Source organism: Amycolatopsis sp. NPDC001319, assembly GCF_042896185.1.
GTDB lineage: Bacteria > Actinomycetota > Actinomycetes > Mycobacteriales > Pseudonocardiaceae > Amycolatopsis.
The window spans coordinates 234,379-260,514 of record NZ_JBIAWY010000005.1 but is presented as its reverse complement, the minus strand read 5'-3'; the positions used below and the strand labels follow the sequence as shown (position 1 = coordinate 260,514).

The following is a 26,136-nucleotide window of genomic DNA, read 5'->3' as shown; positions in this document are numbered from 1 at the left end:
GCGCGAAGGGGCCCGCTGGCGTGAGCCGTTGTGGGCCGTGGGTCTGACGCTCATGCGCCTTTCGCCGGGCGAACGGTTGCATGCTGCTGGTGTGGCCATTCGATGGTGGTGGGGCCTTCGCAAGACGAACCGTCCCGTCGTGTTGGTGTTTGCGGTGGATCCGGTGGGCACAGGCGTCTTCGCTGGGCGAAGGGTCCCGAGTCGCTCGACGTGGGTACGGCGGGAGCGGCAGAGAAGGTGGGATGGTCTCTTCGCTGGGCGAAGGGTTCCGTCGCGACCGGGGGAGGCGGCGTGCGTGGGTGTGGGGACCTTCGTTGAGCGAAGGGTTCCGCTCGCACCAATGTGAGTGGTGGCGCGTGGTGGGTCTTGTCCGCAAATGCCTTTCGCTTCGCGAAGGGTCCCGCCGCGGCTGGGTGGTGGCCGGTGGAGTGGTGGTTGTGCGTGGCGGGGACATTCGCTGAGCGAATGGACCTGTCGTGGAGGCGCGGCGAAGGGAAGGCGCAAGGTCGAGCGCAGGGCGGCTGGTTGCTTGGCGGATTGGCGCCCGAGCGAGGATTCGGAAGTCCTCAGTGGACCAAAGCCAGAACGGGATCCTCAAGCCGGCAAGGTGATCTGCGGCCCCTGGCCCCGGTCGGTCACCAGACGCAGGCCCGTGTGGACCAGTAGCCAGCCGAGGCGCTGGCGGGCGGTGGTGGCGGCGACGGACAGGGTGCGAGTCGCGGCGTTGGCTGTGCGGTGGCGGGAAGCCGCAGCGCGGAGTTCGGACTGGCGTGCGGCGACGAAGTGCTCCGTGACGTGGTGCGGAATCATGGCGTCCCCAGGGTGTCGATGGGTTCTTCGGGGTGGGCGGTGCGCGGGAAGGCGGCCCAGTGGGTGACGACGGTGTCGTCGCCGGGGCGGCCAGGGCGGCGGTAGCGGTTGACCACGGCGGTGATCTCGTCGCTCATCCGACGGGTTTCTTCGGGGGTCAGGGAGAGGTGTTCGCTGGTCATGGTGGCGTTGTGTTCCCACCGGTCCAGCCAACGGGGTAGCTCGGCGACGAACTGCGCTTCCTCCTGGTGGCGCTGCACGACCAGCTGGTGCAGGATCGTCGCGATCGGGCCGGCCAGCTCCGGGTCGCGGACGAAGTCGCCGGTGCGGATGGTGGTGTAGTCCTGGGCGGCCTTCCACCAGCGTTCGCGCTTCGAGCCCCGGTCGGGGTCCTCCGCGACGAGGCCGGCGTCGGCGAGCTGGCGCAGGTGCCAGGACGTGGTGCCGGAGCTCTCGCCGACGCGCTTGCCCAGGCCGGTGGCCGTGGCGGGGCCGTCCTGTTCCAGCAGGCCGAGCAGCCGCATCCGCAGCGGGTGGGCGAGCGCGCGCAGGGTGCGTGCGTCGAGGATCCGTTCGGTGCGGTCGGAAGAGCTCATGGGACACAAACTACACCGCAGAGGATTCTTTGCAAAGATGTCTCTGCAATCGACCGGGCTTAGACTCGCCCTCGTGGAGACGTCGGTGGCTAGCGCGAACGAGGCGCTGTTCCGGCCGGTGCGCGCGGGCAACGCGTTCGAGGAGACCGTCGAACGCCTGCTGCAGGCCATCCGCCTCGGCGTGGTCGGCGCGGGGGAGCGGCTGCCCTCGGAGCGCGAGCTGGCCGAGCGCCTCGGCGTGAGCCGGGTGACGCTCAGGGAGGCCATCCGCGCGCTGGCCGACGCAGGTTACGTGGAGTCACGACGAGGGCGTTACGGCGGCACGTTCGTGAACGAGAACCTGCCCGAGCCCGCGCAGAGCAAACCCAGCGAAATCGACGCAGCCGCCTTCGAAGACGCGCTGTGCCTGCGTCACGTGCTCGAGACCGGCGCCGCCGAGGCGGCCGCCGCGCGGACGCTCAGCCCGGCCGACCGGCAGCACCTCAAGACCACGCTCGCCGAGGCCGCGGCCGCCGACCTCGTCGACTACCGGCGCAAGGACTCGCGCCTGCACCTCGCGATCGCCGAAGTCACGGCGTCGAGCTCGCTCACCACGGCGATGGCCGACGCCCGCACGCGCGTGAACCAGCTGCTCGACCGCATCCCGCTGCTCGAGCCGAACCTGGAGCATTCCAACGCCCAGCACGAGGCGATCGTCGACGCCATCCTCGCCGGCGATCCCGTGGCCGCGCGCCACGCGATGGCCGAGCACATCGAGGGCACGGCTTCGCTGCTGCGTGCCTTCCTGTCGTGACCCGCCGTGAATTTCTCACCGAACCGCACAACCTTTTCACCCGTCCGGCCGTCGTCCCATCGTGCGACCCGACACGGATGCCGAGACGGATGGAGCCACCAGCAGTGTCACGAACGAGCAGCCCGACGATCCCCGTGCCCGTCGCCGCCGCCGGTGGCGCAAGATCAGGCGCATCGCGTACTGCTGCTTCGGCGTCTTCGTCGGCCTGCCGCTGATCGCGTTCTGGGTCGCCTACCTGCTGATGGACGTCCGCAGCCCGCAGGACGTGCTCGCCTCGCTCGACAAGACCGTGGAGCTGAAGTACTCCGACGGCAGCGAGCTGCTCAAGGTGCTGCCGGCCGACGGCGACCGCTCCTTCGTGCCCTACGACAAGGTGCCCGCGAAGCTGCGTGACGCGATCATCGCCACCGAAGACCCGACGTTCTGGGACAACGCGGGCTTCGATCCCACCGGGATCGGCCGCGCGTTCCTCACCGGCGTCGGCGGCGGTTCGGGGATCACCCAGCAGTACATCAAGAAATCGACCGGCGACGACGACGCGACGCTCGGGCGCAAGCTGCAGGAGCTGGTGCTCGCCACGAAAATCACGCAGCAGCAGAGCAAGGAACAGATCTTCACCAGCTACGTGAACATCATCTCCTTCGGCCGCGGCACCTTCGGCCCGGCCGCGGCGATGAACGCGTTCTTCGGCCGTCCGCTCGACGACTCCATGACCTGGAGTGAAGCCGCGTTCCTGGCCGGGATGATCCAGTCGCCGTCGGTGCACGACCCGGCCGTTTCGGGCGACGCGCACGCGGCGAAACGCTGGACGTACGTGCGCGACAAACTCGTGCAACGCGGTTACGTCAAACCCGCGGACGCCGCCGCGATGGCCTATCCCGGCAAGGAAATCCTGCCGCCGTCGGAGACCCGCGCGAGCGTGACCTACGACGAGTACCACGTGAAGCAGCAGGTGCTCAGCGAGCTCGAACAGGACGGGTTCTCGCTTTCCCGTCTGCAGCAAGGGAATCTGGTCGTGCAGACCACGCTCGACCGCAAGGCGCAGGCGTCCGCGCGCTCGACTCTGGCCGACCGCCTGAAGGGCGAGCCGAAGGAGTTCCGCGGCGCGCTCGTGTCGGTCGATCCGGCGACGGGGGCGGTGCGCGCGTACGACGGCGGCGACAACGGCGTCCGCGACTACGCCGGCACGGAACACGCGGCGGGTTCGGCGTTCTACCCGTTCACGCTCACCGCGGGCCTGCGCGCCGGTGTCTCGCCCGACGAACCCGTGGCCGCGCCCGGCACGATCGACTTCCTCGGGGAGAACTTCGAGTACCCGCGCAAGTGCCCGTCCACCTGCACCTTGCGCACAGCCATGACCTCGGGCGCCGACACGCCGTACATCGGACTGGCCAAACGCGTCGGCGCCGACGCGGTGAGCGCGGCGGCGCGCGATGCCGGCATCCCGGAGGCGGTCGACGGCTCGCCGACCCTGCGCGAGAAGGACGGGTTCCTGATCGGTTCGGGCATCGCAGTCGGGCGGTATCCGTTGCGGCCCTTGGACTTGGCCGGCGCGTACGGGACTTTCGCGGCCGACGGGATGCGCGTGGCGCCACACCTCGTCGACAAGGTGCTCACCCAGGACGGCAGCGTCGTGTGGCAGCACGACAACGAGCCGCACCCCGCGTTCTCCGACGACGCGGGCGTGAGCGCGAAGATCGCCGCCGAGGTGACGAACGTGCTGCAGACCTTCCTGCCCGACGGCCGCCCCGCCGCCCTGCGCACGGGCGAGTTCCAGCACGGCAACTCGTCGGACAACCAGGACGCCTGGGCGATCGGCTACACCCCGCAGCTGGCCACGGCCGTCTGGGTCGGCTCCGACGACGAGCGGCGGCTGTTCGACGCGCAAGGCAAGAAGCTGATGGGCTCGACTGTGCCCGCGGACATCTGGCGGACGTTCATGGTGCAGGCCGAGCAGGGGAAGCCGATCGAGGGTGGGGTCGAGCCGCGGTTCGCCCCGCCCCTGGCGAAGGAGACGCCGGGGCGCTGATCGTCCGTGGCGGGTGCCGTCGGCGGACGATCAGGTCAGCGCACGCGGGCGAGGACGAAACCGTCGTAACCCTTGTCGCCCACCGTCTGGATGGCAGTCGCTTCGAGCCGGTCGTCGCCGGTGAGGGCCGCGAACATCTCGCGCACGCCCCGCACGGACGGGTCGGTGCTGGCGGCTTCGAGCACGGCCCCGTCCCGGACGACGTTGTCGACCACGATCGTGGTGCCCGGCCGCGACAGCCGCACGGCTTCGGCGACGTAGGGCGCGAGGTTGGCCTTGTCGGCGTCGATGAAGACGAAGTCGAACGGACCGGTCAGCGTGGGCAGGGTGTCGAGCGCGGCGCCGACGCGGATGTCGGCCACCTCGGGCCCGAAGCCGGCGCGGTCGAGGTTCGCGCGCGCCACGGCGGCGTGCTTCGGTTCGTATTCGCAGGTCACCAGTGTGCCGCCGGGCGGCAAAGCGCGGGCGAGCCAGATCGTGCTGTAGCCGCCGAGCGTGCCGATCTCGAGGATCGAGCGCGCACCGGCGGTGAGGGCCAGCAGGTGAAGCAGCTTGCCCTGCGTGGGCGACACGGCGATGGCCGGCAGGCCCGCCGCACCCGACTCGGCGAGGGCGGCGTCGAGCACCGGGTCGGCGGGGATCAGGGCTTCGGCCAGGTAGTCGTCGACTGCGGTCCAGAGTTCGCGGGTCATGGCACCTCCGGCACCAATCTAACCGAGGGTGGGGTGTGCGGTCGCGAGGTGGAAATCGGTGATGCGGCGGCCGGTTCTCCGGCGGCCACCTGTCGCGGCGATGGCCTGAGCCGGCCGCCCGCCTGCCCGTGGTCGACATCGTTCGGCCGCAAGAGCGCGTCTCCGGCCCGAGAGGAACAACACCGAGCAAGCGGCGGGCCGAACTGCTCGCCCGGGCCGGATGACTACGCGGCGCGCCGGCCCGCCTTCGGGATCACCAGCGGGGTGCCGGTTTCGGGGCAGGGCATGACGCGGCACGGCAGTTCGAAGATCTTCTCCACGTTGTCCTCCGTCACGACCTCCTCCGGGGTGCCGGTGGCGAGGACCTGGCCGTCGCGCATGGCGATCATGTGGGTGGCGTAGCGGGCGGCGTGGTTGAGGTCGTGGAGCACGGCGACCAGCGTGCGGCCCTGGTCGGCGTGCAGCTGGGCGCAGAGGTCGAGGATGTCCATCTGGTGCGCGATGTCGAGGTAGGTCGTGGGTTCGTCCAGCAGCAGCAGGTCGGTCTGCTGGGCGAGGGCCATCGCCATCCACACGCGCTGGCGCTGCCCGCCGGACAGCTCGTCGACGAGGCGCTCGGCCAGGTCCGAGACGCCGGTGGCGGCCATGGACTCGGCGACCACGGCGGCGTCGTCGCGGGACCACTGGCGCAGCAGGCGCTGGTGGGGGTAGCGGCCGCGGGAGACGAGGTCGGCGACGGTGATGCCGTCGGGCGCGACGGAGCTCTGCGGCAGCAGGCCGAGGCGGCGCGCGACCTCCTTGGCGCCGTAGCTGGAGATCACCGAGCCGTCGAGGTAGACGGAGCCCTTGCGGGGCTTGAGCATCCGCGCGAGCGCGCGCAGGAGCGTGGTCTTGCCGCACGCGTTGGGACCGACGATGACCGTGAACGCCTTGTCCGGGATGACCACGCCGAGGTCTTCGGCGACGGTGCGCCCGTCGTAGGCCAGGGTCAGCGCCTCGGCGTGCAGACGGGGTTCGGTCAGGCTCGGTGCTTCCGCGATCGTCTGGTCCACACAGGTTAGGCTAACCTAGTGACCCTCATTCGGGGAGTTCCCTGGGTCGCATTCGCCGAACGTGACCAGCCGGTGTCATCATGCGGACGGGGTTCTCTGCGGTTCACGGCGTAAGCGAAGGTGACGATGGACGACTACCGGGTCGTCGCGGACGAGCTCGCCGCCGACATCGAAGCGGGCCGGCTGAGACCGGGCGACCGCCTCCCGCCGCAACGCAGGTTCGCGCGCGACCGCGGCATCGCCGGCTCCACCGCCGCCCGCGTCTACGGCGAGCTGACCCGCCGCGGCCTGGCCGTCGGGGAGGTCGGCCGGGGCACGTTCGTGCGGGCCGCGCGCCCGGCGCCCGAGCCCGCGCTCGCCGAACCCGGCGACGCGCGCGTGGATCTCGAGCTCAACTTCGCCGTACTGCCGAGCCAATCCGCGAAGCTCGCGTACGCGCTGGAGCCGCTGCTTCGCGCCGACGTGTTCACCGACGCCCTGCACCCCGTCGGCGCCGCGGGGACGAAAGCGGTGCGGGAAGCCGCGGCCGGGATGGTGTCCCGCGGTGGCTGGACACCCGACCCGGCGACGATCCTGGTGACGGGCAACGGCCGCCAGGGCATCGCGGCGGCGATCTCCGCGTTCGTCCCGCTGGGGGAGCGGCTCGCGGTCGAAGCGCTGACTTACCCGGTGGTGAAAGCGCTGGCCACGCGGCTGGGCGCCGAGCTGGTGCCCATCGAAACCGACGCCGACGGCCTCGTCCCGGCCGCGCTCGAAGCCGCCCACGCAGCGGCGCCCGTGCGCGCGTTGTACGTGCAGCCGACGCTCCACAACCCCCTCGGGCCGACGATGCCGCCCACGCGCCGCGCCGAGCTGGCGGACACCGTGCGGCGCCTCGACCTGCCGGTGATCGAGGACGGCATCTACACGTTCCTGCGCCCGGACGTCGAACCGCTGGCCGCACTCGCGCCCGAGCGCACGGTGTTCGTCGACAGCCTGTCGAAACGGGTGGCGCCCGGTCTCACCGCGGGGTTCGTGGTGGCGCCGTCGGCCTGGACCGCGCGGCTCGCGGGCGCCGTCCGTTCGGGTGGCTGGGGTTCGACGCGGTTCGCGATGGAGGCCGCCACGCGCTGGATCACCGGCGGCGCGCTGGCCGAGGTCGAGACCGCGAAACGCGCCGACGCGGCCGAACGCGCCGCCATCCTCGACGAGCGTCTCGCCGGGTTCGCGGTCGTCGGCGATCCGGCGGCGTACCACCGCTGGTGGGAGCTGCCGGAGCAGTGGCGTGCGGAGACGTTCGTGGCTGCGGCCGCCCGGCACGGCATCGCGTTGTCGCCGGCGGCCTCGTTCGCGGTGCTGCCGGGTCACGCCCCGAACGCCGTGCGGCTCGCGGTTTCCGCGCCCCCCAAGGAAACCCTCGCGGCCGCGCTCGAGGTCCTCGCGACGCTGGCGGCCGGCTCGCCCGACGACACGCTGCTGGACTGAACCTCAGCGCGCCCACTTGCCGACGAAACTCCCGCACGCCACCGGTTGTCCGGTCAGCCGCGCGCGCAACGCGTTCTCCAGGCCCAGGTAGTCGACGATCGCGGCATCGGCCGCGACCTGCGCGGGCACCGGCCCGCCCTGAGCCAGCGTCTTGCTCGGCACGGTCTCGAACAGCACCAGGTAGTCGCCCTCACGATCGAGGTCCGCCGCGGTGGCGAGCATGCGCTGCGGCGCGTCACCGACGATCTCCAACGGCAGCGGCCACTCCAGCGGAAACGGGTTGCGCAGGCCGAAAACCGGGTAGGCGAACGGGTTGTCGGGCAGCACCGCGACGCGCGAAGCCGGGTAGCGCCGGAGGCAGTCGCGGATCTGGGCGACGTAGGTGTAGGTCGAGGGATTCGTGCGGATGCCGCGCAGCGCCGGGCTGACCGTGCCGAGGTCGGCGGTGAGCTGGTCGTGCGACAGGTCGAGGTACGCGGCTTCGTCGTGGTGCGCCACGACCGCCCAGCCGCACACCGCCACCGCGGCCAGCCCCGCCGTCGTGGTCAGCCACGTGCGGCGCAGCACCGGCGCGAGGTCCGGCAGCACGAAACCCAGCAGCAGCAACGCCGTGAGCGCGAGCGAGCCGGTGAGCAGCGTCGGGGTGTCGTTGCCCCAGGAGAGGCTGGTCATGAAGCCCGTCGCGAGCACGAGCAGCGCGGCCCAGGAAATCTTGCGCCGTACGGTCGCGTGAACCACGACGGCGACGGCGAGGATCCACCACAGCACGTCGGCCCAGCGCGACGAAGCCGTGAACCGTCCGTCGACCACCGTCCACACCACCGCGGCCGCGCCGCCGAACGCGAGCAGCCACGACGCCACGCGCCCGGCCGCGCCGAGCCGTTCGCCGGCGAGCCGGAGCACCAGTAGCACCACAGCGATCGCGGCGAAGAACGTGAGCTCCCGCACCGGCGGGCGCAGCAGCACCTGCGGGTCGTCCAGCCACAGGCCGAGCAGGCGTTCGCCGTACGCGGGGACGCCACCGGTCAGCTGGCCGACCATGTCGCCGAAGCCGCCGCCGAGGCTCACCCAAGCCACGTAGGCGATCCCGAACGCGCCGAGCGCCGGCACGTCGGCCGGCAGGCGCCGCAGCCGGTTCGGGTAGCACAAGGTCCAGACCAGCCCGATCACCGCGGCGAGGACGAAGCTCTGCTTCACGAACACCGCCGCGCCCAGCAATGCCAGCCCGCCGAGCCGTGCGTACGGATTTCCCTTGCGCAGCCCCGAATCCAGGGCCCACGCGCCGCACGCGGTGAGCGTGATCCCGTCGACGGTGTGCCACGCCATGAGCGGGAAACCGTTGAGGTTCAGCAGGGCCGCCGCCGCGACCAGTGCCGTCAGGCCGGGCCCCCACGACAGCACCGGCCGCCGCGTCACGAGCACGGCGAACGCGATCGTCGTCAGCGCGATCTGCACCATCGCCAGGCAGCTCGACGCGAAGAGCAGCGGCCCGGGCAGCGCGAAGTCGACCACGTGCAGGATCGCCGACCCGAGCGGCCGCGCGGAGATGATGTCGGCGTGCGGCACCTCGCCCTGCAGCACCCGCCACGCCTGCGCGAGGATGAAGCCCTGGTCCGACGGGTGGAACCCGAACCGGCCCACGCGCAGCTCCGTCGCCACCGCGAGCACGAGCACCCACGCGGCGTGCGCGCTCCACCGCAGCGCGACCCGCCGCCGGCGGACGCCCTCGGCGCAGGCCTCGGCGACGTCCACTTCGTGTCCTTTCACCGCGGCTGTGTTGTCTGCCCCGGCTTCGCCGGGGCGGCGCGATCTCGCGCTGTGGTTGCGTCAGGGCCGGGCTTCAGTGGTCGCCTGGGCCCGGCGGAGCCAGCGTAGCCGGGCGGCGGTGGCGGCGCGTGAGGTCGGTGCGGGCAGTCGCGGCAGCGTGCCGGGCTTCCGGCGGGGCTTCCGGCATCGCGCGAGGTTCTCGGCCTCGAACTTCGTTGCGGGGCAAGGAGGGCCGAAGGTCTGGCCGGCGCGAAGGCGGCTCGGTGAAACGCCCGGCCTGCGCGGCCGGATCGAGGCGGGGGAGGGATCGGTGGCGACCAGGCGTCCGGCCAAGCTCTGACAAGCAAGCACGGGGCGAGGCGATCTCGCGCGCCTCGGCGGGGCCGAGGCAGAAACACCGGAGGGTTCGGTGAGTCCACCGGTGGTGTGCCCGGGCGCTCCACCGCGGCGACGACCGAGCGGCTCGCCAAGCCTGCAGGGCAGCCGCAGGGCGAGACCCCAACACCGGTTCAAACGCGGTTTCGCGCGCCTCGATGGAGTTGAGACAGAAACACAGGAGAGTTCGGTGAAGGCGAACGCAGTGGAGACCGGACGCTCCATCGTGGCGGCGACCGAGCGGCTCGCCAAGCTCCCCCGGCAGCCCCCAGGGCGAGACCCCGACGCTGGCCCAAGGACGGCCTCGCGCGTCTCGGCGGGCCGGCGGCTCGCCGCTACGGGGCGAGATGCCGGCATCGGCTCAAGGGCGGTTTCGCACGTCTCGGTGGGGCTGGGGCTGAAGTACAGGAGGGTTGGGTGAGGTCACGGGTGGTGGGGACCGGGCGGACTGCCATCGCGACACCGCAGGGGCTCGCCGCCGCGGGGCGGGACCCCGACGCTGGCTGAAGGGCGGTTTCGCGCGCCTCGGCGGGGCTGGGGCAGAAGTACAGGAGGGTTCGGTGAGGTCACCGGAGGTGGGGACCGGGCGGACTGCCGTGGCGGCGACCGAGCGGCTCGCCGCCGCGAGGTGAGATGCCGGCACCGGCTCAAGGGCGGTTTCGCGCATCTCGGCGAGGCCGAGGCAGAAGTACAGGAGGGTTCGGTGAGGTCACCGGAGGTGGGGACCGGGCGGACTGCCGTGGCGGCGACCGAGCGGCTCGCCGCCGCGAGGTGAGATGCCGGCACCGGCTCAAGGGCGGTTTCGCGCATCTCGGCGGGGTCGAGGCAGAAGTACAGGAGGGTTCGGTGAGGTCACCGGTGGTGGGGACCGGGTGATCTGCCGTGGCGACACCGCAAGGGCTCGCCGAGGTCCGCAAGGCAACCATGGAGCGAGATCGCGCCGGTGTTGGGATCGGGCGGTGCGATCGGCCCCCGGCCGGTCAGACCGCCCGATCCCAACACCGGCTCAAAGGCGATCTCGCACGCCTCGGCGGAGCCGAGGCAGACAACACAGCAAAAAACACGATCACTCCGGGTGTTGCGCCATGGCCACGACGGCGTCGCGGAGGGCGGCGCGTAGGCGGCCGACGTCGAGGGGGCCGAGTACGGCCGCTTCGCCTGGTGGCGCGACGAGCACGATCTTGTCGTCGCTGCTCACGAATACCGTCACGTCCCTGCGCCTGCCCGCCAGATCCCGGCAGCCGATGGACCACTCGTCCCGGTCTGTCACGGCTCTCGCCCTCCCGATTCCGCGTTGCGGTCGTGCTTCGTGCGGGGGTGGGACCGGCGCCTCACGCGGCTCTTACGCGGGTTCACCCGAATTGCCTACCGACGGGTTCTCCGGGCGGGTTCACCTGGGATGTGCCGTCCGGGCAACGGGAGTAGCGTCCGGGCGGCAGGTGGCGGGGACTCGGGAGGTCGGGATGGCCGGGATGGCACAGCCGAGCAAGATCGTGATCGTCGGGGCCGGTCTGGCGGGGGCCTCGGCCGCCGCCGCGGTGCGTGAGAAGGGCTTCGGCGGCGACGTGCTGCTGATGGGTTCCGATCCGCACCGGCCGTACGAGCTGCCGCCGCTGTCGAAGGGCGTGCTGCTGGGCACCACCGACGAACCCGATTGGGTGCACGAAGAGGGCTTCTACGCCGCCCACGACATCCGGCTCGCCTCCGGCCTCACGGCCACCCGCCTGGAGCTCGGCGCGCGCCTGGTCCTGGACGACGCCGGCGGCGAGCACCGCTTCGACCGGCTCGTGCTCGCGACGGGTTCCCGGCCGCGTCCGCTGACCGCGCCCGGCGGCAACTTCCCGGGCCTCTACACGCTGCGCACGCTGGACGACTCGCTCAGCCTGCGCTCGGCCTTCGTCGACGCCCGGCGCGTGGTGGTCATCGGCGCCGGCTGGATCGGCACCGAGGCCGCGGCGGCCGCGCGCTCGCACGACGCGGACGTGACCGTGGTCGCGCCCGGGCGCCTGCCGCTCGGCAAGGTCCTCGGTCCCGAGGTGGCCGGGGTTTTCCACACCCTGCACGAAGAACACGGCGTGCACTGGCGCCTCGGCGAGCGCGTCGCGGAGGTGACGGGCGACCCGAGCGGCGTGCGCGGCGTTCGGCTGCAGAGCGGTGAAGAACTGCTGGCCGACGTGGTCCTCGTGGCAGTCGGCGCCGCCCCGCGCGTGGAACTCGCCCACACGGCGGGCCTCGAGCTCTCGGACGACGGCGGCGTCGCGGTCGACGCCGGCCTGCGCACCGCCGCCCCGGACGTCTACGCCGTGGGCGACATCGCGTCGCACTTCCACCCGCGCTACGGCCACCGCGTGCGCGTCGAGCACTGGGCCAACGCGCGCACGCAGGGCGCCCACGTGGCCGGCAACCTGCTGGGGGAGAACGAGCCGTACCTGGATTCGCCGTACTTCTTCTCCGACCAGTACGACCTCGGCATGGAGTACCGCGGCCTCGCCGACCTCGACCGCGACCGCCTCGTCGTTCGCGGCGACCTCGCGGCGCGCGACTTCACGGCCTTCTGGGTCGGCACCGAGGGCGACGTGCACGCCGCGATGAACGTGAACCAGTGGGACGACGGGGATGCCTTGCAGCGCTTGGTGGACGGGCGCATGAAGGTGAGCGACGAAGAGCTGAAGTCGGGCAACCTGGCCGACGTCGGGTGAGGCTCAGGCCTCCACCGGCATGACCGGCCCGTCCAGCGCCAGGTACCCCACCAGGTTCGGCGGCGCGTAGTCCGCCGACAGCTTGTGGCGCGCGACCGCGCTGGAGGCCACGAACTCGTGCTTCGGGTCCGTGGTGCCGATCCCGCGGGTCACCGAGGGCAGCAGGCGGTAGAAGCCCGTGCGGGACGGGAACATCGGGCCCAGGGCGTCGGGGTCGCCGGGGAAGTCCGGCAGGAGCGCAAGGCCGTTGAGGGCGGCGTGGCCTGCGAGCCAGCGCAGGGGGATGTCGGAGAGGCTGTGCTGGGTGTGCCCGCCGCCGCCGACGTCGGAGTGGCAGCCGGCGAACCAGACCTGCTCGATCTGGTTCGTGCCGGGGGTGGTGGGCGGCGCCCAGATCGAGGGCACGAACGGTTTGCGGTGCTCGTCGATCGACAAGGCCTGGAACGCGGCGTCCACGGTGGAGCTCAGCGCGGTGTCGTGGAACTGGAAGCGGCGGTTGAACACGTCGATCGGCCAGAATCCGGTGAGCGGCACGCCGAGCGCGCCCACCGTGTCCCACACGCCGATGAACCGGATCCGCGGCTCGTGCGAATAGGTGCGGCGGAAGAGCGTGGCCTCGGTGTTGTGCGGGTGGGACTTGTCGCTGCGGTCGCGGTAGAGGCCGTAGGCGCGCTTGACGAGGCCGAGGTGCTGGCGGCGCAGCAGGCCGCAGTTGCGGATGAAGCCGGCCACGCTGCGCACGGTGTACGCGCCGCGGCTGAAGCCCACGAAGAAGATCTCGTCGCCGGGTTCGTAGGTGCGCACGAGATAGGTGTAGACCTCGCGGACGTTGCGCGAGAGCCCGACGCCGAACGCGCCGCCGACCAGCCGCTGCCGCGTGGTGCCGATACCCGACTGGTAGAAGACCCGTTGCTCCGTGCCGGCTTCGTCGGCCGGCGCGGTGGCCAGTGCGAGCCGCGTGACGTTGCTCGGGGCGGGCACGCCGCCGTCGGCCAGGTCCGCCGAGTCCCACGTGCCGTCGCAGCAGATCAGGATCCGCTTGGACATCCCCACCTCGTTCACTGCGTCGTTGGGTCGGAAGCCATCAAGTCACGACCCGGCGGTGTTTTCAACGGGTTCGGCGGAATCGGTACCGAAGCCGCGGTGTGGCAAGGAAAACACCGGGAGACCAGGGGGTGTTCACCCCTTGCCGGTTCGCGCGCGGAAAGGTCCGACGAAAGCGGTCTCGCTCCGGAGTGCGGCCGGGGCCGGGCCGGGGCACGATCGGTGCCGGTGCGTCGCGAGGCGCCACTACGGTGATCCGATCAATTTTGGCAACAAATCCTCCAAGCCTCTGGATCCAACGCGGTCCATGCGCTATACATCGGATGTCTTGATGTGGCTGTGGTGAGAGGGGAACGTCCGTGCAGCTTGTGCGTCTCGGAGCCGCGGGAGAAGAGCGGCCGTTCGTGCGTGCCGGTGACGGCACCTTGTACGACCTCTCCGGCCTCACGGCCGACGTCGACGGCGCGTTTCTCGCGGCCGACGGCCTCGCCCGCGTCGCCGCCGCGCTCGAAGCCGGCGAGCTGCCTGCCGCCGGCGCGGAAACCGCGAGCCTGCGCGTCGGCCCGCCGCTGGCCTCGCCCGGCAAGGTCCTCTGCATCGGCATGAACTACCGCCGGCACGCCGAGGAAACCGGCGCCGCCGTGCCGACGGAGCCCGTGCTGTTCATGAAGGCCCCCGACGTGATCGTCGGCCCGGACGACGACGTGCTCATCCCGCGCCGTTCCACCAGCACCGACTGGGAGGTCGAGCTCGGCGTCGTGATCGGCAAGCAGGCCCGGTACCTCGACAGCGTCGAGGAAGCGCTGGAGTACGTCGCCGGCTACGTCGTGTCCAACGACGTCTCCGAGCGCGAGTTCCAGCTGCACCGCGGCGGCCAGTGGGACAAGGGCAAGAACTGCGAGACGTTCAACCCGCTCGGCCCGGCGTTCGTGACCGCCGACGAGGTGCCCGACCCGCAGGACCTCGGCCTGCGCACGTGGGTGAACGGCAAGAAGGTGCAGGACTCCTCGACGAAGGACATGGTCTTCACCGTCGCCGAGATCATCCACTACCTGAGCCAGTTCATGGTGCTGCGCCCCGGCGACCTGATCAACACCGGCACCCCCGAGGGCGTCGCGCTCGGGCAGCCGGAACCGAAGCCGTACCTGCGCGAGGGTGACGTCGTCGAGCTGGAGATCGACGGCCTCGGCCGCCAGCGCCAGACGTTGAGGCAGGCCTGACATGGCGAAGATCATCGGCATGGAGGTGCTCGACGTCCGGTTCCCGACCTCGCGGGAGCTCGACGGCTCGGACGCCATGAACCCCGACCCCGACTACTCGGCCGCCTACGTCGAGCTCCACACCGACCTCGGCCCCGACGGCTACGGGCTCGCCTTCACCATCGGCCGCGGCAACGACGTGCAGGCCGCCGCGATCCGCGCGCTCGCGCCGCACGTCGTCGGCCGCGACGTTCCCGAGGACGCGAAGGCGCTCGGCCAGCTGTCGCGCGACCTCATCGGCGACTCTCAGTTCCGCTGGCTGGGCCCGGAAAAGGGCGTGGCCCACATGGCGATCGGCGCGGTTGTGAACGCCGCGTGGGACCTCGCCGCGCGCCGGGCCGACCTGCCGCTGTGGAAGTTCGCGGCGCGCATGACGCCGGAAGAGCTGGTGTCGCTCGTGGACTTCCGGTACCTGTCCGACGCGCTCACTGAGCAGGAGGCGCTCGACATCCTGCGCGCCGCCGAACCCGGCCGCGCGGAGCGGATCGCGAAGCTCGAAGCCGAGGGCTACCGCGCGTACAGCACGTCGCCGGGCTGGCTCGGCTACTCCGACGCGAAGCTGGTGCGCCTGGCCGAGCAGGCCGTGGCCGACGGCTTCGAGATGATCAAGCTGAAGGTCGGCGGCAACCTCGAGGACGACGTGCGCCGCATGAAGCTGGCGCGCGAGACGGTGGGCGCGGACATCCGCGTCGCCGTGGACGCCAACCAGCGCTGGGACGTGGCCACGGCCGTGTCCTGGATGACGGAGCTCGCGCCGTTCGACCCGTACTGGATCGAAGAACCGACCTCGCCCGACGACATCCTCGGTCACGCGGCCATCGCGAAGGCGCTGGCGCCGATCAAGGTCGCGACCGGCGAGCACGTGCAGAACCGCGTGGTGTTCAAGCAGCTGCTGCAGGCCGGCGCGATCGACGTGCTGCAGCTCGACGCCGCGCGCGTCGGCGGGGTCAACGAGAACCTCGCGATCCTGTTGCTGGCGGCCAAGTTCGGCGTTCCGGTGTGCCCGCACGCCGGCGGCGTCGGGCTGTGCGAGCTGGTGCGGCACCTGTCGATGTTCGACTTCGTGGCCGTCTCCGGCGACGACACCGACCGCACCATCGAGTGGGTCGACCACCTGCACGAGCACTTCACCGACCCGGCCGTCGTGCGCGACGGCCGGTACCTGGCCCCGACCGCACCCGGGTTCTCCGCGCGGATGCACGACGCGACCCTGCGCCGGTTCCGCTTCCCGGACGGTCCAGAGTGGACGGAGGACGCCCAGTGAGCGAGTTCGACGGCCTGGTCGCCGTGGTCACCGGCGGCGCTTCGGGGATCGGCCTGGCCACGGCCACGCTGCTCGCCGAACGCGGCGCGCAGGTGGCCGTGCTGGACCTCAAGACCGACGACGTGCCCGAGCCGCTGGCCGGCTTCCGCTGCGACGTCACGGCCGACGCCGAGGTCCGCGCCGCGATCGACGCCGTCGCCGAGCGTTTCGGACGGATCGACGTGCTGGTCAACAACGCCGGCATCGGCGCGGCCGGCGACGTGGCGGACAACAGCGACGACGAGTGGCACCGCGTCTACGACGTGAACGTGGTCGGCATGGTCCGGGTCACGCGTGCCGCGCTGCCGCACCTGAAGGCCTCGCCTTCGGCGGCCGTGGTCAACACGTGCTCCATCGCCGCGTGGGCGGGCCTGCCGCAGCGTGCGCTGTACTCCGCGACGAAGGGCGCGGTGCTGTCGCTGACGCTCGCGATGGCCACCGACCACCTGCCCGAGGGCATCCGCGTGAACTGCGTGTGCCCCGGCACCGCGGACACGCCGTGGGTCGGGCGCCTGCTCGACGCGGCGGCCGACCCGGCCGCCGAACGCGCGGCACTGGCCGCGCGCCAGCCGATGGGCCGGCTCGTGACCGCCGACGAGGTCGCGGGCGCCATCACCTACCTCGCCAGCCCGCTGTCCGCGTCGACCACCGGTACCGCGCTCGCGGTCGACGGCGGCATGCACGGCCTGCGCCCGCGGGGACCTGTGCAGAACTAGTGCTCGTTTGCATGTCATCAAGGAGGATGCGGTGCGTACGAAGGTGATCCGGCTCGCCGCCGCGGCGGCCGCGTGTGGTTTGGTCCTGACCGCGTGCGGGTCCACGAAGGACAAACCGGCCGCCTCGGCGGGCGGCGGTGGCGACACCGGCGGGAAGGTCGGGGCCACGCTGCCGCTGCTGACCTCGCCGTTCTGGCAGGCCTACAACAACTACGTGCCGCAAATGGCCAAGGAGACCGGCCTCGACGCGTTGCCGACGGTGAACGCCGACAACGACCCGGCGAAGCTCATCACCGACATCGGCACCCTGCTCAACCAGGGCGTCAAGGGCCTGGTCGTGACGCCGATCGACTCCGCCGCGGTGGTCGCCGGGCTGAAGCAGGCCGAGAACAAGGGCGTGCCGGTGGTCGCGGTCGACGTCGCGCCCGAGAGCGGCAAGGTCGCCATGGTCGTGCGCGCCGACAACAAGGCCTACGGCACCAAGGCGTGCGACGAGATCGGCAAGCGCGTGAAGAGCGGCAAGGTCGTGCAGGTGATGGGTGACCTCGCCTCGGTCAACGGCCGCGACCGCTCGGCCGCGTTCCGCGACTGCATGAAGTCGAAGTACCCGGACATCAAGGTGCTGGAGATCGCGGCGGAGTGGAAGGCCGACAAGGCGTCCTCGGGCCTCGACAGCCTGCTCACCGCGAACCCCGACATCAAGGGCGTCTATATGCAGGCTGGCGGCGTGTACCTCGCGCCGACCGAGCAGGCGCTCAAGCGCAAGAACCTGTTCTTCCCGACGAGCGACCCGCGCCACGTGGTGCTGGTGAGCAACGACGGCATCCCGCAGGAGCTCGCGGCGATCCGCGCGGGCGAGCTCGACGCCACCGTGTCGCAGCCGGCCGACGCCTACGCGAAGTACGGCATGTACTGGCTCAAGAAGGCCATGGCGGGGGAGAAGTTCCAGCCCGGCCCGACCGACCACGGTTCCACGATCGTCGAGATCAGCCCCGGCATCCTCGAGGACCAGCTGCCGGCCCCGGTCGTGACCAAGGACAACGTGGACGACAAGGCGTTGTGGGGTAACAACCTGTGAGCGCGCCCGCCCCCGAGACGGCCGCGCCGGTGGTGAGTGCCCACGGCGTCGGCAAGCGTTACGGGCCCACCGTGGCCCTGCACGACGTGAGCCTGACCGTGCACGCCGGCGAGTCGCACGCGCTGGTCGGCCGCAACGGGGCGGGCAAGTCCACGCTCGTGTCGATCCTCACCGGACTGTCCCTTCCGGACACCGGCAGCGTCGAGTTCGGCGGCGTGCCCGCGCCGCCGCTGTCCAAACAGGACGACTGGAAGGCCCACGTGGCGTGCGTGTACCAGCACGCCATGGTGGTGCCCCAGCTGACGGTGGCCGAGAACTTGTTCCTCAACCGGCAGGCGCGCGGCGGCTTCGCCATCGGCTGGCGCAAGCTGCGCCGGCAGGCCCGCGAGCTGCTCGACTCGTGGGACGTGGCCGTGGACGTGGACACGCCGGCGGGTGAGCTTTCGGTGGAGGACCGCCAGTTCGTGGAGATCGCCCGCGCGCTGAGCTACGGCGCGCGGTTCATCGTGCTCGACGAGCCGACGGCCCAGCTCGACAGCCAGGCCATCGAGCGGCTCTTCGAGCGCATGCGCCAGATGCAGCGCAGCGGTGTGACGTTCCTGTTCATCTCCCACCACCTGCACGAGGTGTACGAGGTGTGCCAGGCCGTCACGGTGCTGCGCGACGCGAAGCACGTGCTCACCGCGCCCGTCTCCGACGTCAGCCGGCCGCAGCTGGTCGACGCCATGACCGGCGAGCAGGGCGGGCTGTCCGTGCGCGACGCGGCGAGCCGCGACCCGCTGGCCGTGGACGCTGCCGAGGTGCTCACCGTCGACGCGCTGTCCGGCGACGGCTTCCACGACGTGTCGCTGCGGGTCCACCGCGGTGAGGTCGTGGGCCTGGCCGGCAGCAACGCGAGCGGCAAGCACCAGGTGGCCGAGACCGTCTACGGGCTGCGCTCGCCTTCGGCGGGAACCGTGTCCGTGGACGGGAAACCGTTGCCCCCGGGCGACATCCCGGCCGCGGTGCACGCCGGCATCGGTTGCGTGCCGCGCGATCGCCACCACGAGGGTCTGGTGCTGGAGCACTCGATCATGGACAACGCCACGCTGTCCGTGCTCGACCGCATGGGCCCGGCCGGGTTCGCGTCACCCAAGGCGCGCCACGACCGCGGGGCCCGCGCGCTGAAGTCGTACGACATCGTGGCGGCCGGGCCGGAACAGCCGGTGGCCGACCTGTCGGGCGGCAACCAGCAGAAGGTCGTGCTGGCCCGGGCGCTGGAGAGCGACCCGCGGGTGGTCGTGCTGATCAACCCCACGGCCGGCGTGGACGTGAAGTCGAAGGAGGCCCTGCTCGCGGTCGTCGACCGGGTGCGGGCCGAAGGCAAGGCCGTGCTGATCGTGAGCGACGAGCTCGACGACCTGCGCCTGGCCGACCGGGTGCTGGTGCTGCGCGCCGGTGCCGTCGTCGCCGAACACCAGGCCGGCTGGTCCGACGGAGACCTCGTGGCCGACATCGAAGGAGTCGGGCTCCATGACTGAGCTGATGAGCGATCCGCAGACGGCGCTGCCCGCGGCGCCCCCGAAACGGCGGAAGTCGCTGTGGCTGCGCGAGCTGGCGCTGCTGCCGGCGCTCGTGGTCGTGTTCGTGATCGGCGGGCTGATCAGCGACTCGTTCTTCACGTTCGACAACGTGATCAGCATCCTCTCGGCCGCCGCCGCGCTGTCGCTGGTGGTGCTGGGCGAGTCGCTGGTGCTGCTGACCGGGAAGTTCGACCTGTCGCTGGAATCGACGATGGGCATCGCGCCCGCGATCGGCGCGATGCTGGTGATTCCGGCGACGTCGTCGGGTTTCGGCACGGGCTGGCCGGCGGCGCTGGGCCTGCTCGCGATCCCCGTGGTCGGCGCGCTGATCGGGTTGGTGAACGGCTTCCTGATCGTGAAGCTCAAGCTCAACGCGTTCATCGTCACGCTGGCGATGCTCACGGTGCTGCGCGGCACGCAGATCGGCTCCACCAACGGCAAGACGCTGTTCGACCAGCTCGACGCGTTCACGGCGCTGGCGACGACGACGTTCGCCGGGCTGCCGATGTCGGTGTGGCTCGCGGCGGTGCTGTTCCTGCTCTTCGGGCTCGGCCTGCGCTACCACCGCGTCGGCCGCTCGCTGTACGCGATCGGCGGCAACCGCGAAGCCGCACGCGCCGCGGGCATCCGGGTGGACCGGATCTCGTGGGCGGTGTTCATCGTCGCGGGTGTGCTGGCCGCGATCGGCGGCCTGGCCTACACCGGTTACGTGGGCGCGCTCGGCGCCGACCAGGGTGACGGCCTGATCCTGCAGGTCTTCGCCGCGGCGGTGATCGGCGGCGTCTCGCTCGACGGCGGCAAGGGCACGCTCGTCGGCGCCCTGACCGGCGTGCTGCTCCTACAGTCGGTGGACAGCCTGCTGCGCATCGCGCAGGTGCCCGCGGAATGGCTGAAGGCGATCTACGGCGGCATCATCCTGATCGCTCTGATCATCAGCCGCTACGCCGGCGGAAAGCCGCAGACCTGATCGGCGGCTGGGCCGTGATCATCCGACCTTCTCGCCGTTTCGTGAAGGGTCCCGCGACGGATTCGATGTCCTTCGAGGGGCCCTTCACGGAACTTCGGCGTCGTTCAGGAGGCGGCGGCCGCGGGCTCGCCCGGCTCTTCCGTCTCGGTCTGCGTGAGCGTGCTGCGCAGCCACTGCTCGACGCCGGCGACGTGCACGGTCGCCCACGACCGGGCCAGCTCCGGCTCGCGGGCGGCGATGGCCTCGTAGATGGCCGTGTGCTGCTCCCGCGTGCGCGCGACCGCGCCTTCCTGGGTGAGGCCGCGCCAGATCCGCGCCCGCGCCGTGGGGCCCGAGAGGCTGTCGAGCAGCGAGCACAGCACGGGGTTGCCCGAACCGTCGGCGATCTTGCGGTGGAACTGCAGGTCGTTGGCCACGAGGGCCTCCACCGTCGGTGCGTCGGCGAGCTCGTCGAGCAGCGCGCCGAGCTCGGTGATGTCGTCCTCGCTCATGTGCAGCGCGGCCAGCGCCGTGGCGGCCGGCTCGAGGATCCGGCGCACGGCCAGGAAGTCGAGCACGGTGTCGTCGCGGTGGAAGTCGACCACGAACGTCATGGCGTCGAGCAGCAGGTTCGGCTCGAGGCTGGTCACGTACGTGCCGTCGCCCTGGCGCACGTCGAGCACCCTGATCAGGCACAACGCCTTCACGGCCTCGCGCAGGGAGCTGCGCGAGAGCCCCAGCCGCTGGGCGAGCTCGGCTTCCTTGGGCAGCCGGTCGCCCGGCGCGAGCTCCCCCGAGATGATCATGTCCTTGATCTTGTCGATCGCGACATCGGTGACGGGCATCGAGACCGCCCTCCCTCAAGAGACCTCGGATGTTTCGGTGTTCTGAACACAGAGTGCCACGTAACTCGTCAGGAGGAGACATGACCCACGGCTCGGCCCCTCAAAGTGTTGCTCTGCGCACTCGGCTCAAACCGGGTCAAGAGGCCACGTACGAGTCCGTGCACGCCGTGATCCCTCCCGAGCTCGACACCGCGCTGCGCCGCGCCGGCGTGCGCACGTGGCGGATCTGGCGCAGCGGGCTCGACCTGTTCCACTTCGTCGAGGTCGACGACTTCGACGCCATGAAGGCCGCGCTCGCCGACGATCCCGCCGACATCGAGTGGCAGATCCGCATCAACCGGCTGCTCGACACGGACGACAGCCGGTCCGATACTTCGACGGCCCTGGGGCTCGTCTGGGAACTTCCGGTGAAGGAGTGAACGTGAAGCTCTCCCCGCTCGGGCTCGGTGGCGCGCAGCTCGGCAATCTCTACCAGGCGATCGACGACGACACGGCGGCCGCGACCGTGCGGCGCGCGTGGGACGAGGGCATCCGCTACTTCGACACCGCCCCGCACTACGGGCTGGGGCTCTCCGAACGGCGGCTGGGCGCGGCACTCGCCGCGTATCCGCGCGACGAGTACGTGCTCTCCACCAAGGTCGGGCGCGTGCTCGAACCCCACGCCGCGGCGCCGGGCGAGCGCGACGACCAGGGCTTCGACGTTCCGGCCACCTACCGGCGGCGCTGGGACTTCAGCCGTGACGGCGTGCTGCGGTCGCTGGAAGACAGCCTGGCCCGGCTCGGCCTCGACCGCGTGGACATCGTGTACGTGCACGACCCGGACGATCATTTCACCGAGGCCGTGAACGGCGCGTTCCCGGCGTTGCTCCAGCTGCGCGAGCAGGGCGTGGTCGGCGCGGTCGGCGCCGGGATGAACCAGACGCCGATGCTCACCGAGTTCGTCCGCCGCTTCGACCTCGACCACGTGCTCATGGCCGGGCGCTACACACTGCTCAACCAGCCGGCGCTCGACGACCTGCTGCCGCTGTGCCTCGACCGCGGCGTCGGCGTGGTCGCGGGCGGCGTGTTCAACGCGGGCATCCTCGCCACCGTGGAACCGGGTGCGATCTACGACTACGCGGCCGCGCCGGCGGAACTCGTCGAGAAGGCGCGGCGGATCGCGGAGATCTGCGCCCGCCACGGCGTCGAGCTGCCGGAGGCCGCGCTCGCGCTGCCGGCTTCACACCCGGCCGTGGTGTCGGTGGTCGTCGGGGCGCACGACGCGGGGCAGGTGGCGGTGAACGCGCGCCGCGCGGCCAAGGTCGTGCCCGCCGTAGTGTGGACCGACCTCGTCGACGCCGGTCTGCTGCGCGCAGACGCCGTCGGCCGGCCCGTGACGTCTGGAGGACCGCAGTGATCGACGCCCACCACCACCTGTGGGACCCCGCCCGCCGCGACTACCCGTGGCTCGGCGGCGCGGCGATGGACCCGATCCGTCGTCCGTACACAGTGGACGATCTGCGCCCGGTCACGCACGCGGCCGGCGTGCACGCCACCGTGCTGGTGCAGACGCTCTCCGACCAGAGCGAGACGGAGGAGTTCCTGGCCACGGCCGCGGCCGAGCCGGTGATCGCCGGTGTGGTGGGCTGGGTGGACCTGACGGCGCCCGACGTCGCCGACCGGCTGGCGCGGCTGAAGGAGCTCGGCCCGCTCGTGGGCATCCGGCACCAGGTCGAGAACGAGCCGGACCCCGAATGGCTGCTGCGCCCGGACGTGCTGCGCGGCTTGGCGGCCGTCGGCGCGGCGGGACTGGTGTACGACCTGCTGGTGGCGCCCGCGCAGGTCGCGGCGGCGCGGAAGGTGGCCGAGCAGCTGCCGGAGCTGCGGCTCGTGCTCGACCACGCGGCGAAGCCGGCCATCGCGGCGGGGGAGTGGCAGCCGTGGGCCGACGGGATCGCGTCGCTCGGCGCGCGGGACAACGTGGCGTGCAAGCTCTCCGGGCTCGTCACGGAGGCCGACTGGCAGCAGTGGCAGATCGGGCACCTGCGCCGCTACGCCGACCACGTCTTCACGTCGTTCGGTACCGAACGCGTGCTGTTCGGCTCCGACTGGCCGGTGTGCGAACTGGCGGCGGCCTACGAGGTGGTGCTCGACGCGGCCATGTCGCTCACGGGTCCGCTGACGGACCCCGAACGGCTCGACGTCTTCGAGTACACGGCGAAGCGCGTGTACGGGCTGGAGCTCTAGAACTCTTCGCCCTGGACCATGTCGCGCAGCTTGGTCAGGGCGCGGTGCTGGGTCACGCGGACGTTGCCGGCGGAGATGCCGAGCGTCTCGGCGGTCTCGTTGGCGCTGAGGCCGACGATGATGCGCAGGGTCAGGATCTCCTGCTGCAGCGGAGCGAGGCGGGTGAGCATCTCCTGCAGGCGGGAGCCGAGGTCGAGCCGCAGCGCATACGACTCGGGCTCGTTGCCGCCACCCGACAGCGGCCGCTCCGGCAGCTCGGGCACCGGCTCGGACCGGTCCCGCGCGACGGCCCGGTAGGCGTCGGCGACCTTGTTCGCCGCGATGGCGTGCACGAGGTAGAGGAACGAACCGCCGCGGTCCTGGTAGTCGGGCAGGGCCTTGAGGACGGCCATGCTCACGTCCTGGGCCACGTCGTCGGCCGAGAGGTAGGACAGGTCGCGCCCGCCCATGCGCGCCCGGCAGTAGCGGGCGACCACAGGCCGCAACACGTGCAGCAGCTCGGTGATCGCGCGCTGGTCCCCCCGGCCGGCGGCGACCACGAGCGGGTCGAGATCTTCTTTCGTCAGGCGTCCCGCGGGCCTCGGCAGCGTCTCGGGCGTGACGTAGCCTGGGACGTCGGCTTCGTCGGCGGCTGCTTCGGTGCGGGACGTCTTCGACGGTGCTGTCATGGTCGTCTCCCCGGCGACCCTGCGACCGTCGCTGGTCTTGGGGTCAACACTCTGTGATGTTGCGGTCGCAGCTACTCCGGATGATCGGGTAGTTGCCGCTCCCGTTGCGACGCTCCGTAACCTTATGCGGCTCGCGGGCCGACAGTCCAGATTTCAACTACGAATACCCCGTTAGCAGCAGTGGTCTTGATAAAAACGAGACCAGTCAACGCACAGTACGATTCGCTGCTCGCAGGATGTGCGGACTGTCCACTCAGTACGTCACCAGGAGTGACAACGCCGTAGCACAACAGAGGGTGGCCACCACAGCGGGTAGAACGGGTTTCAATGCGGGCGGCTCGGGGTCGGTGCGGAGTGATCGCTCCCGGTGTCGGCCGATCGCCGCGAGCGCCAGCGCGGTGAGGGCCGCGAACACCGCCGGGATGAGGTCCCACGGCCCGTCGTGGCGCAGCGAAGCACCCATCAGCAGCACCGCGCACGCGGCGGCCGACAGCGCGGTGCGGCGCCAGGCCAGGCCGGTGCGTTCGGGCTGGGCGCCGTTGGCGAAGGGCCGGCTCACGACACGATCACGAGGACCACGGCGGCCGCCATCAGCACGAACACACCCGCGGTGAGCACCAGGACCATCGCGCTGCGGGCCAGCGGCCGCCCGGCGCGCATGGCGATCTGCACCCGCCGCCAGCGCGGGTAGGCGCCGGCCGCGAGGATCGCCGCGAGCACCACGCACAGCCCGGCGAGCACCGAGCTCATAACGGCGGGCTGGGGCACCAGCTGGTGGACCGCGACGCCGCCCGCGAGCAGGCCCAGGGCGGTGCGCAGCCAGGCGAGGAACGTCCGCTCGTTGGCGAGGGTGAACCGGTAGTCCGGTTCGGTGCCGCCGCTGTGGGGGCCGATTCCGGGAGGTTCTCCGTGGGGCGGGTCGAGCTTCTCTTCCGACACGATCCCGGACGTTAGTCGTGGTCCGCGGCAGGCGCTTCGGGCTTGGCGTGGGCGAAGACCCACCACCGCAGCACGGCGAACCGCACGACGCCGCCGACGAAGCTGGCCGCCAGCAGGCTCGCGGTTTCCTCCCAAGCCGTCGGGTGGCTGACCACCGCGTCGAGCGTGGCCAGGACGATCGAGCCGTATCCGGCGTAGAAGACGAAGGTGAGGAAGTCCTGCAGGTGGCGCTTGCCGGCCTTGCTCGCGCGCCCGGCGAAGGTGACGCGGCGGTGGAACTCGGTGTTGCCGACCGTGGTGAGCGCGATGGCCACCAGGTTCGCCCACTGCGAGCCGAACTCGGGGCGCAGCACCAGGAAGAGCACGGCCTGCAGACCCGTGGTGACGCCACCGGCGACGAGGTACCAGGCGGCGTGTCCGCCGAGCTCGTGGTCCTCGTGGTGACGCTGCGGGTCCCGGTGGAAGAGCGGCGGCCGGGGCGTCCACCTGGTGGTGGTCATGATCGTGACGCTACCTCTGCTTCACAAACTTGTGAACCTGATGAAGCCGATGAACACTTGTGATCCCGCTGACAGGGACTCCGCTCACGTAGTTCAGCCCGCGGGCCTCCCTGGCTATTCCGTGTTCTCGCGTGTCCGCGCGCACCCCCGCCCGCGCGTGGGCAGAACGCCTGGTTTTCAAACGTGTTTGTGACCGGTCCCACGCCTGCTCGGCAGGTGCGCCGCTCACGCTGCGCTGCCGAACGGGCGCCCCTAGCGTGAAAACCCAATCGCATCCGACCGCGACGAAGGGAAGGCCGAAGATGCTGACCGTGACCGAAGCCGCTGCCGAGGCGATCTCCGCGCTGACGGCTCAACAGGGCGCCGAGGAGAGCGGGCTGCGGTTCGCCCTCCAGAGCGTGCAGGAAGGCGAGGGCGCGCAGCTCGCGCTTTCCGTCGCCCCCTCTCCCCAGGACGGCGACCGCGTCGTGGGCACCGACGCCGGCGCGAAGGTCTTCCTCGAACCCCAGGCCGCCGCCCTCCTGGACGACAAGGTCCTCGACGTCCAGCAGGACGAAACCGGCGACGTGGCCTTTGCTGTGCTTCCTCAGCAAAGCTGAATCCTTGGCCCCGGCTCCGCCGGGGCGTGCGAGATCGCCTTTGAGCCGGCTTCCGGATTGTGCGGTCGGATCGGCCGGGGCCGATCGCACCGCACAATCCGGAAACCGGCGCGATCTCGCGCTGTGGTCGGGTTCGGACCCGGTCCGATCAGCGTGGTCGTTCGCGGACCCCAT

26 protein-coding genes are annotated in these 26,136 nt (G+C 71.3%); 14 read left to right on the top strand and 12 right to left on the bottom strand.

Features of this window, described 5'->3' with window-relative positions:
* Positions 1-594 precede the first annotated feature (594 nt).
* On the bottom strand, positions 595-810 hold the full coding sequence (locus ACFY1H_RS20440) for a hypothetical protein (RefSeq protein WP_386948359.1): 216 nt from the start codon (positions 808-810) through the stop codon (positions 595-597).
* Positions 807-1,406 carry an ArsR/SmtB family transcription factor gene (locus ACFY1H_RS20435; RefSeq protein ID WP_386948357.1) on the bottom strand — a complete coding sequence of 200 codons (600 nt, stop codon included), beginning with the start codon at positions 1,404-1,406 and terminating at the stop codon, positions 807-809. The genes ACFY1H_RS20440 and ACFY1H_RS20435 overlap by 4 nt, the downstream gene beginning before the upstream one ends.
* 37 nt (positions 1,407-1,443) lie before the next feature.
* On the opposite strand from ACFY1H_RS20435, the gene ACFY1H_RS20430 reads away from it, so the two are divergent.
* Together ACFY1H_RS20430 and ACFY1H_RS20425 are read left to right on the top strand one after the other, a co-directional pair.
* Positions 1,444-2,199: a GntR family transcriptional regulator gene (locus tag ACFY1H_RS20430; RefSeq protein ID WP_366580685.1), complete on the top strand. Its 756-nt coding sequence runs from the start codon at positions 1,444-1,446 to the stop codon at positions 2,197-2,199.
* A 61-nt stretch (positions 2,200-2,260) separates the two neighbouring features.
* Entirely contained in the window at positions 2,261-4,228 is a 1,968-nt protein-coding gene (locus tag ACFY1H_RS20425) for a transglycosylase domain-containing protein (protein WP_386948353.1), read from the top strand.
* Between the two features lie 35 nt (positions 4,229-4,263).
* Here the strand turns inward: ACFY1H_RS20425 and ACFY1H_RS20420 are convergent, their stop codons facing one another.
* Together ACFY1H_RS20420 and ACFY1H_RS20415 are read right to left on the bottom strand one after the other, a co-directional pair.
* Positions 4,264-4,920 carry an O-methyltransferase gene (locus ACFY1H_RS20420; protein WP_366580687.1) on the bottom strand — a complete coding sequence of 219 codons (657 nt, stop codon included), beginning with the start codon at positions 4,918-4,920 and terminating at the stop codon, positions 4,264-4,266.
* A 224-nt stretch (positions 4,921-5,144) separates the two neighbouring features.
* On the bottom strand, positions 5,145-5,972 hold the full coding sequence (locus tag ACFY1H_RS20415) for an ABC transporter ATP-binding protein (RefSeq protein WP_386948350.1): 828 nt from the start codon (positions 5,970-5,972) through the stop codon (positions 5,145-5,147).
* A 126-nt stretch (positions 5,973-6,098) separates the two neighbouring features.
* Here ACFY1H_RS20415 and ACFY1H_RS20410 point away from each other — a divergent pair, with 126 nt between their 5' ends.
* Complete coding sequence (locus ACFY1H_RS20410; RefSeq protein WP_386948346.1) at positions 6,099-7,436, top strand: PLP-dependent aminotransferase family protein; 1,338 nt, start codon at positions 6,099-6,101, stop codon at positions 7,434-7,436.
* A gap of 3 nt (positions 7,437-7,439) precedes the next feature.
* Here ACFY1H_RS20410 and ACFY1H_RS20405 read toward each other — a convergent pair whose 3' ends face one another.
* Positions 7,440-9,188 (bottom strand): hypothetical protein, encoded by a 1,749-nt coding sequence (locus ACFY1H_RS20405; protein WP_386948343.1) that lies wholly within the window; start codon positions 9,186-9,188, stop codon positions 7,440-7,442.
* 1,456 nt (positions 9,189-10,644) lie between these two features.
* Complete coding sequence (locus ACFY1H_RS20400) at positions 10,645-10,848, bottom strand: hypothetical protein (RefSeq protein ID WP_366580694.1); 204 nt, start codon at positions 10,846-10,848, stop codon at positions 10,645-10,647.
* Positions 10,849-11,050: 202 nt separating this feature from the next.
* Here ACFY1H_RS20400 and ACFY1H_RS20395 point away from each other — a divergent pair, with 202 nt between their 5' ends.
* Positions 11,051-12,277, top strand: coding sequence for an FAD-dependent oxidoreductase (locus ACFY1H_RS20395; protein WP_366580695.1), 1,227 nt, complete (start codon positions 11,051-11,053; stop codon positions 12,275-12,277).
* 3 nt (positions 12,278-12,280) lie between these two features.
* Here ACFY1H_RS20395 and ACFY1H_RS20390 read toward each other — a convergent pair whose 3' ends face one another.
* On the bottom strand, positions 12,281-13,324 hold the full coding sequence (locus ACFY1H_RS20390; protein ID WP_386948341.1) for a DUF2235 domain-containing protein: 1,044 nt from the start codon (positions 13,322-13,324) through the stop codon (positions 12,281-12,283).
* A gap of 356 nt (positions 13,325-13,680) precedes the next feature.
* Here ACFY1H_RS20390 and ACFY1H_RS20385 point away from each other — a divergent pair, with 356 nt between their 5' ends.
* From ACFY1H_RS20385 to ACFY1H_RS20360, 6 genes are read left to right on the top strand one after another with little or no spacing between them, the layout of a single operon-like run.
* Positions 13,681-14,541 (top strand): fumarylacetoacetate hydrolase family protein, encoded by an 861-nt coding sequence (locus tag ACFY1H_RS20385; protein ID WP_366580699.1) that lies wholly within the window; start codon positions 13,681-13,683, stop codon positions 14,539-14,541.
* A gap of 1 nt (position 14,542) precedes the next feature.
* Positions 14,543-15,844 carry an enolase C-terminal domain-like protein gene (locus ACFY1H_RS20380; protein ID WP_366580701.1) on the top strand — a complete coding sequence of 434 codons (1,302 nt, stop codon included), beginning with the start codon at positions 14,543-14,545 and terminating at the stop codon, positions 15,842-15,844.
* On the top strand, positions 15,841-16,599 hold the full coding sequence (locus ACFY1H_RS20375; RefSeq protein ID WP_386948338.1) for an SDR family NAD(P)-dependent oxidoreductase: 759 nt from the start codon (positions 15,841-15,843) through the stop codon (positions 16,597-16,599). Before ACFY1H_RS20380 ends, ACFY1H_RS20375 begins: the two co-directional genes overlap by 4 nt.
* Positions 16,600-16,630: 31 nt before the next feature.
* Entirely contained in the window at positions 16,631-17,677 is a 1,047-nt protein-coding gene (locus tag ACFY1H_RS20370; RefSeq protein ID WP_386948336.1) for a sugar ABC transporter substrate-binding protein, read from the top strand.
* On the top strand, positions 17,674-19,197 hold the full coding sequence (locus ACFY1H_RS20365; protein WP_366580705.1) for a sugar ABC transporter ATP-binding protein: 1,524 nt from the start codon (positions 17,674-17,676) through the stop codon (positions 19,195-19,197). Before ACFY1H_RS20370 ends, ACFY1H_RS20365 begins: the two co-directional genes overlap by 4 nt.
* A complete protein-coding gene (locus ACFY1H_RS20360) occupies positions 19,190-20,206 on the top strand; it encodes an ABC transporter permease (protein WP_360599787.1) in 1,017 nt (338 codons plus the stop codon). The genes ACFY1H_RS20365 and ACFY1H_RS20360 overlap by 8 nt, the downstream gene beginning before the upstream one ends.
* Positions 20,207-20,310: 104 nt before the next feature.
* On the opposite strand, the gene ACFY1H_RS20355 is transcribed toward ACFY1H_RS20360, so the two are convergent.
* Positions 20,311-21,030 (bottom strand): FadR/GntR family transcriptional regulator, encoded by a 720-nt coding sequence (locus ACFY1H_RS20355; RefSeq protein ID WP_386948332.1) that lies wholly within the window; start codon positions 21,028-21,030, stop codon positions 20,311-20,313.
* An 80-nt stretch (positions 21,031-21,110) separates the two neighbouring features.
* On the opposite strand from ACFY1H_RS20355, the gene ACFY1H_RS20350 reads away from it, so the two are divergent.
* From ACFY1H_RS20350 to ACFY1H_RS20340, 3 genes are read left to right on the top strand one after another with little or no spacing between them, the layout of a single operon-like run.
* A complete protein-coding gene (locus ACFY1H_RS20350; protein WP_366580709.1) occupies positions 21,111-21,449 on the top strand; it encodes an L-rhamnose mutarotase in 339 nt (112 codons plus the stop codon).
* The gene (locus tag ACFY1H_RS20345) at positions 21,446-22,426 is read left to right on the top strand and encodes an aldo/keto reductase (RefSeq protein ID WP_386948329.1); all 981 of its coding nucleotides are present in this window, start codon (positions 21,446-21,448) and stop codon (positions 22,424-22,426) included. The genes ACFY1H_RS20350 and ACFY1H_RS20345 overlap by 4 nt, the downstream gene beginning before the upstream one ends.
* Complete coding sequence (locus ACFY1H_RS20340; protein WP_386948326.1) at positions 22,423-23,256, top strand: amidohydrolase family protein; 834 nt, start codon at positions 22,423-22,425, stop codon at positions 23,254-23,256. Before ACFY1H_RS20345 ends, ACFY1H_RS20340 begins: the two co-directional genes overlap by 4 nt.
* On the opposite strand, the gene shbA is transcribed toward ACFY1H_RS20340, so the two are convergent.
* From shbA to ACFY1H_RS20320, 4 genes are all read right to left on the bottom strand, one after another.
* Positions 23,253-23,924, bottom strand: coding sequence for an RNA polymerase sigma factor ShbA (shbA, locus tag ACFY1H_RS20335; RefSeq protein WP_366580715.1), 672 nt, complete (start codon positions 23,922-23,924; stop codon positions 23,253-23,255). The two genes, ACFY1H_RS20340 and shbA, sit on opposite strands and share 4 nt — an antisense overlap.
* Positions 23,925-24,177: 253 nt before the next feature.
* On the bottom strand, positions 24,178-24,483 hold the full coding sequence (locus ACFY1H_RS20330; RefSeq protein WP_366580717.1) for a DUF202 domain-containing protein: 306 nt from the start codon (positions 24,481-24,483) through the stop codon (positions 24,178-24,180).
* Positions 24,480-24,863: a YidH family protein gene (locus tag ACFY1H_RS20325; RefSeq protein ID WP_386948322.1), complete on the bottom strand. Its 384-nt coding sequence runs from the start codon at positions 24,861-24,863 to the stop codon at positions 24,480-24,482. The genes ACFY1H_RS20330 and ACFY1H_RS20325 overlap by 4 nt, the downstream gene beginning before the upstream one ends.
* Positions 24,864-24,874: 11 nt before the next feature.
* Positions 24,875-25,363 carry a GtrA family protein gene (locus ACFY1H_RS20320; protein ID WP_366580719.1) on the bottom strand — a complete coding sequence of 163 codons (489 nt, stop codon included), beginning with the start codon at positions 25,361-25,363 and terminating at the stop codon, positions 24,875-24,877.
* 302 nt (positions 25,364-25,665) lie between these two features.
* Here ACFY1H_RS20320 and ACFY1H_RS20315 point away from each other — a divergent pair, with 302 nt between their 5' ends.
* Positions 25,666-25,962 (top strand): iron-sulfur cluster assembly accessory protein, encoded by a 297-nt coding sequence (locus ACFY1H_RS20315; protein WP_285969590.1) that lies wholly within the window; start codon positions 25,666-25,668, stop codon positions 25,960-25,962.
* Positions 25,963-26,136 lie beyond the last annotated feature (174 nt).

Coding starts and splice junctions, on each gene's coding strand:
- ACFY1H_RS20440 (WP_386948359.1), bottom strand. CDS start 810: ATGATTCCGCACCACGTCACGGAGCACTTCGTCGCCGCACGCCAGTCC.
- ACFY1H_RS20435 (WP_386948357.1), bottom strand. CDS start 1,406: ATGAGCTCTTCCGACCGCACCGAACGGATCCTCGACGCACGCACCCTG.
- ACFY1H_RS20430 (WP_366580685.1), top strand. CDS start 1,444: ATGTCTCTGCAATCGACCGGGCTTAGACTCGCCCTCGTGGAGACGTCG.
- ACFY1H_RS20420 (WP_366580687.1), bottom strand. CDS start 4,920: ATGACCCGCGAACTCTGGACCGCAGTCGACGACTACCTGGCCGAAGCC.
- ACFY1H_RS20410 (WP_386948346.1), top strand. CDS start 6,099: ATGGACGACTACCGGGTCGTCGCGGACGAGCTCGCCGCCGACATCGAA.
- ACFY1H_RS20395 (WP_366580695.1), top strand. CDS start 11,051: ATGGCACAGCCGAGCAAGATCGTGATCGTCGGGGCCGGTCTGGCGGGG.
- ACFY1H_RS20390 (WP_386948341.1), bottom strand. CDS start 13,324: ATGTCCAAGCGGATCCTGATCTGCTGCGACGGCACGTGGGACTCGGCG.
- ACFY1H_RS20380 (WP_366580701.1), top strand. CDS start 14,543: ATGGCGAAGATCATCGGCATGGAGGTGCTCGACGTCCGGTTCCCGACC.
- ACFY1H_RS20360 (WP_360599787.1), top strand. CDS start 19,190: ATGACTGAGCTGATGAGCGATCCGCAGACGGCGCTGCCCGCGGCGCCC.
- ACFY1H_RS20355 (WP_386948332.1), bottom strand. CDS start 21,030: ATGCCCGTCACCGATGTCGCGATCGACAAGATCAAGGACATGATCATC.
- ACFY1H_RS20350 (WP_366580709.1), top strand. CDS start 21,111: ATGACCCACGGCTCGGCCCCTCAAAGTGTTGCTCTGCGCACTCGGCTC.
- shbA (WP_366580715.1), bottom strand. CDS start 23,924: ATGACAGCACCGTCGAAGACGTCCCGCACCGAAGCAGCCGCCGACGAA.
- ACFY1H_RS20320 (WP_366580719.1), bottom strand. CDS start 25,363: ATGACCACCACCAGGTGGACGCCCCGGCCGCCGCTCTTCCACCGGGAC.
- ACFY1H_RS20315 (WP_285969590.1), top strand. CDS start 25,666: ATGCTGACCGTGACCGAAGCCGCTGCCGAGGCGATCTCCGCGCTGACG.